The organism is Bacteroidia bacterium (genome assembly GCA_019695265.1).
GTDB lineage: Bacteria > Bacteroidota > Bacteroidia > JAIBAJ01 > JAIBAJ01 > JAIBAJ01.
On sequence record JAIBAJ010000174.1, the window covers coordinates 1 to 4546 of the forward strand.

The following is a 4546-nucleotide window of genomic DNA, read 5'->3' on the forward strand; positions in this document are numbered from 1 at the left end:
AAACAAAAAAACCCTGCAAATAAAAATTTACAGGGCTTCTTACTTCGTACCCAGAGCCGGAGTCGAACCGGCACGAGTGTTACCTCATTGGTGTTTGAGACCAACGCGTCTACCGATTCCGCCATCTGGGCAACTTTGTTCGGTATGGGGCTGCGAAAGTATATATTTTTTGTTTCCCCAGCATCGAAAATGTACTTTTGCCAAAAAAAAAACTTAATCAGTGATCAGATTCCGGCTTTTGTGGACTCATTTCTTTGCATTAATCTGTTTGCTGTTCGCCAGTTGTGCAAATGTTGTTGCTCCATCCGGCGGAGATAAAGATACTCAAGCTCCTTCCTTGCTCCAAGCATCCCCTTCTAATTTCTCCACTAATTTCTCCCAAAAGAAAATTACCTTGGAATTTGATGAATATGTCCTAACCAAAGACCCTCAAACCCAAGTCGTAATTTCTCCTCCGCTAAAATACCCGCTCGAATACTTGTCTAAAGGTAAAGCGCTGCAAATTAAATTCTCTGATACCCTCCTCCCAAATACTACCTATAACCTGAACTTCGGCCAATGTATCGTCGATCTGAATGAGGCGAATCCTTTGCCTGAATTTAATTATGTTTTTTCCACCGGATCTTTTATCGATTCTCTTCGACTGGAAGGTGTTGTAAAAGATGCCCTTACTGGCTCAACGGAAAAAGGCGTGCTGGTAATGGCTTATTCCGAAAATATCGATTCGCTTCCCTATAAAAAAATACCATCCTATTTTGACCGAACCGATGAATCCGGCCACTTTTCTATTCAAAATATGGCCCAAGGATCCTATAAATTAATCGCACTGCAAGAGAAAAACAACAACTACCTTTTCGATAACCCGGATGAAGAAAAAATTGGTTTTCTGGATTCAGTGGTTATTCCAATCTATGTTGCTCCTCCGGTAAACGATACCTTGCAAAAGGATACGCTTAATACTGATACCTTGCAGAAAACAAGTAAAGTGAAACTTCATGCCGAGCATTCCCTCCCCGGACTTGCCATTAAGGTTTTTACCGAAAAAAAGGAAAAGCAGGCTCTTAAAAAATGGAATTACGAACGAATTGGTAAGCTGCAACTGCTTTACAACATCCCGGTTAATAAATTGAATTATGAGTTGCTTGCTCCGCTTTCAAATAATACCTGGGAAAGTGTTGAATATTCCACTCAACGGGATTCTATTTTATTGTGGTTTAATGATACAATCTCTGATTCGCTGCACCTCCGAATTTGGGCCGATACTTTTCCGGCTGATACCTTACACCTTTCTTATAGAAAATTAAAAAAGGAAGCAGGCGGAGGGAAATCAAAAATCAATAGGAGTGCCAACGAGGTTTGGCAATTGCAACTTCCCGGTACCGGAATGGACCCCAAGGGAAGTATCTTGGTTTCATCGCCCAATCCGATTCAATTTGCCGACTTTACCCAAGCCCTTCTGATAAGTGGTAAAGATACCTTCTCCGTTAAAGTTAAAAACGATAGCCTAAGTGCCAGGAAATTCAAAGTGTACTATCCTTGGAAGGAAGAAAAAGAATATAGCTTTCTCATTCCACCAAAGGCCTTGGAAGATATGTATGGCAAAGGAAATGATACTTTAAAAACTACGTTCAAAATAAAGGCTTTAAAAGAGTTTGGAAATTTGAAACTTAGTTTGAAAATGGAGAATGGGAAAGACGCCTGTATCCTTCAACTCTTAAACGAAAAGGGGGTAATGGTTCGGGAGAAACAAGTATTAAATGGTGGCACAATTCAATTTCCTTTATTAAATCCTGGCAATTATGGACTGAGATTGCTTGTTGATGCAAATCAAAACGGGGTTTGGGATACCGGTAAATACCTGCATCATATTCAACCTGAAAAAGTTATAATTTACTCCGGTAAAGTGGAGGTTAAAGCGAATTGGGATTTAGATTTGGATTGGGTGGTTAAATAGTTCCCCTTCTTCTTTCCAAATACCTTAACACCTTTTTTGACCTTTCCTACCTGTTGGCTATTATTTTTGTGGACCAGAATTCACTATATGAAGCTAATTACTACTATTTCCCGAGCCCTAGTTGGTTACCTGTTTATCTTTTCCGGCCTTATTAAGGCCAATGACCCGCTTGGCTTTTCCTATAAACTTATTGAGTATTTTGAAAAGTTTAAAGAGGAATTCTCTGCCTTGGGTTGGTTGTTTGATTTTATGGTGGATTGGGCTTTACCTCTGGCCATGTTTATTGTGGTTTTGGAAATTGTATTGGGCGTGGCGGTTCTAACCGGTTACATGAAGAAGTTAACAAATCTACTGCTTCTGTTACTCATTCTTTTCTTTACTGCTTTAACCTTTGTTTCAGCTCAATATGAATGGGTGCGTTCTTGCGGTTGCTTTGGCGATGCTATTCCTCTAACTCCTTGGCAATCGTTCATTAAAGATTTGGTTTTGTTAACCCTAATTCTGATTATTATGGCCGGACAAAAGCATATTGAAGAGAATGAAATTGATGGTCCATTGTTTGTTCTTTTTGGACTTTGTCTGGGTTTTTTGGTTTGGTTATCTTCCAAATTAAATTGGTATGTTCCGGTAGTTTTCCCAACTGTTTTAACACTACTTTATATCGCATTAAATAAAGTAATTAAAGCTAAATCTGCATTAATTGCTACTTGCATTGGACTTCTTTCTTCCTCCTGGTTTACCTACCAGGCTTATGCACATTTGCCTTTTAAAGATTTTAGAGCCTATGCCATTGGTAAGAATATTCCCGAACAAATGGTGGGTGTTCCCAGTGTGTTGAAGTACACGTATAACCTGAAAAATAAACAAACAGGTAAAGAAATTCATGTAGAACAATTTCCACCTGATTATGAAAAAGATTTTGAATATTTAGGTTTTGATACCACGGTAATTAAAGCCGGTATTCCTGCTAAAATCCATGATTTTGTATTAATGAATGCCGATAAGTCTGATTATACCGGAGATGTTCTGGAAAATCCCGATTTGAACTTTCTTTTGGTTGCTTATGATCTTGATAAAACTAATTTGGATATCCAACCTGCTATTAAAGCATTTTCGGATGCCTGTGCGCAAAACAACATCATGTTTAAGGGGGCAACAGCTAGTACAAAAGAACAGGTAGCAACCCTGGAAACTAAGTTTGGTCAATCTTTCGAGTATTTCTACTGCGATGCCATTACTTTAAAAACAATTATTCGCTCCAATCCGGGCCTGGTTGCCTTGAAAAATGGAACTGTTGTTGGACAATGGCATTACAACGATTTCCCATCCTTTGAGAAAGCAATGGAATTAAAAAAATAGCCTGATAAGTTGTTTTTTTGGGCGGGTCCATTCGCCACAGACTTTATCAATTTTACAGAATGATAGTAAGGCGAATGGCCGGGCTATACGTTTCAAGTCCTCGCCGCCCGGGCTAAAGCCACGTTCGGCTGTGGGCTTTCCACTTCTATCCCTACCCGATGGTGTAGTGCAATTTCATTTTGTTTGGTTTTGAATTTTTATACCTGTTGGTACAGTTGGATTCCGCTAACCAATTAAGAGAAAGCACTTTTCCAAAAAATCTGCAATAGAAAGAAATCGTTATGAGGCTTTCAAATACAATAAAGACAGGGGTTTCAGGTTTATTTTTGGGTGAAGAAATGGTGAACTGTTTTGAAGTCATAAATCGTTCTGAAATCCTTGAATTTGAAGTTATATCAATTTTAATTTATAAATAGTCCGAAGGCTTTTAAAAATTTATACCGAGAGGAAAAATTATATGATTCCAGTTCGCTTAGGCCTCCTGGAATCATTTATTTTTATCCTCGGCATTTTCAAAATTGGTAAGTACCGAGGATACAAAATGTTAGTCCGATTTTTTCAAGAAAATTTAAGTATAAAATTGGACTATACATTTTGTCCATTCGGTATAAATGCCGAGTATACAGAATGTTAGGCCAATTTTCTCAATAAAAATTAATACCTAAAATTGGACTAAACATAATGTTCATTCGGTATTATTGCATGCCGGAACTGAATTTACTGTAGTTGTAGGTTTTGATAGGTTACTATTGGATTGGTCGAGTGCTTTTCTGAATTCCTTGTTTAAGGTAAGGTTTGCACTCCATCCTATTTCAAAGCAATGAAGCCCGGGGTTTGGGTCCGGGCAACGATTGAGGCAAGTAGCCCACAGGACCCCGATGGCGTTAGCCTCGGGGGACGAGGACTACAGCCGAAAGCGTGACCTGAACGCCGTTGCAGTTGAACCGGGATTTGCAAATTCTTGTTTAGGCGGAAGGGGCCCGCCAAATAAACTTAAAATGGATTACAATTCCTCTATCCATACCTGGCCATATTTTTTTAATTCATCCACTTCAATTTTATTCTTGAAAAGTCCGAAAACAGATGAACCACTTCCGGTCATGGAGGCATATTCGGCACCCAAATTGTAGAGTGTTTCTTTCAATGCTTTAAGCTGAGGATGTTTTGGGAAAATGGACTCTTCGAAATCGTTTTTTACTATGTTTTTCCATTCATCCATTGGAAGCAGACTAA

General features: G+C 38.8%; 3 protein-coding genes and 1 tRNA gene. 2 read left to right on the forward strand and 2 right to left on the reverse strand.

The features are described from left to right. Positions 1-47 precede the first annotated feature (47 nt). Positions 48-131 (reverse strand) — tRNA-Leu (locus K1X82_14880). 137 nt (positions 132-268) lie between these two features. Here K1X82_14880 and K1X82_14885 point away from each other — a divergent pair. Beyond that, on the forward strand, positions 269-1954 hold the full coding sequence (locus tag K1X82_14885) for an Ig-like domain-containing protein (GenBank protein MBX7183395.1): 1686 nt from the start codon (positions 269-271) through the stop codon (positions 1952-1954). 87 nt (positions 1955-2041) lie between these two features. Further along, positions 2042-3313 (forward strand): DoxX family membrane protein, encoded by a 1272-nt coding sequence (locus K1X82_14890; GenBank protein MBX7183396.1) that lies wholly within the window; start codon positions 2042-2044, stop codon positions 3311-3313. 1003 nt (positions 3314-4316) lie between these two features. On the opposite strand, the gene K1X82_14895 is transcribed toward K1X82_14890, so the two are convergent. Continuing rightward, a partial coding sequence (locus tag K1X82_14895; protein ID MBX7183397.1) for a 4-(cytidine 5'-diphospho)-2-C-methyl-D-erythritol kinase occupies positions 4317-4546 on the reverse strand: 230 nt, incomplete at its 5' end.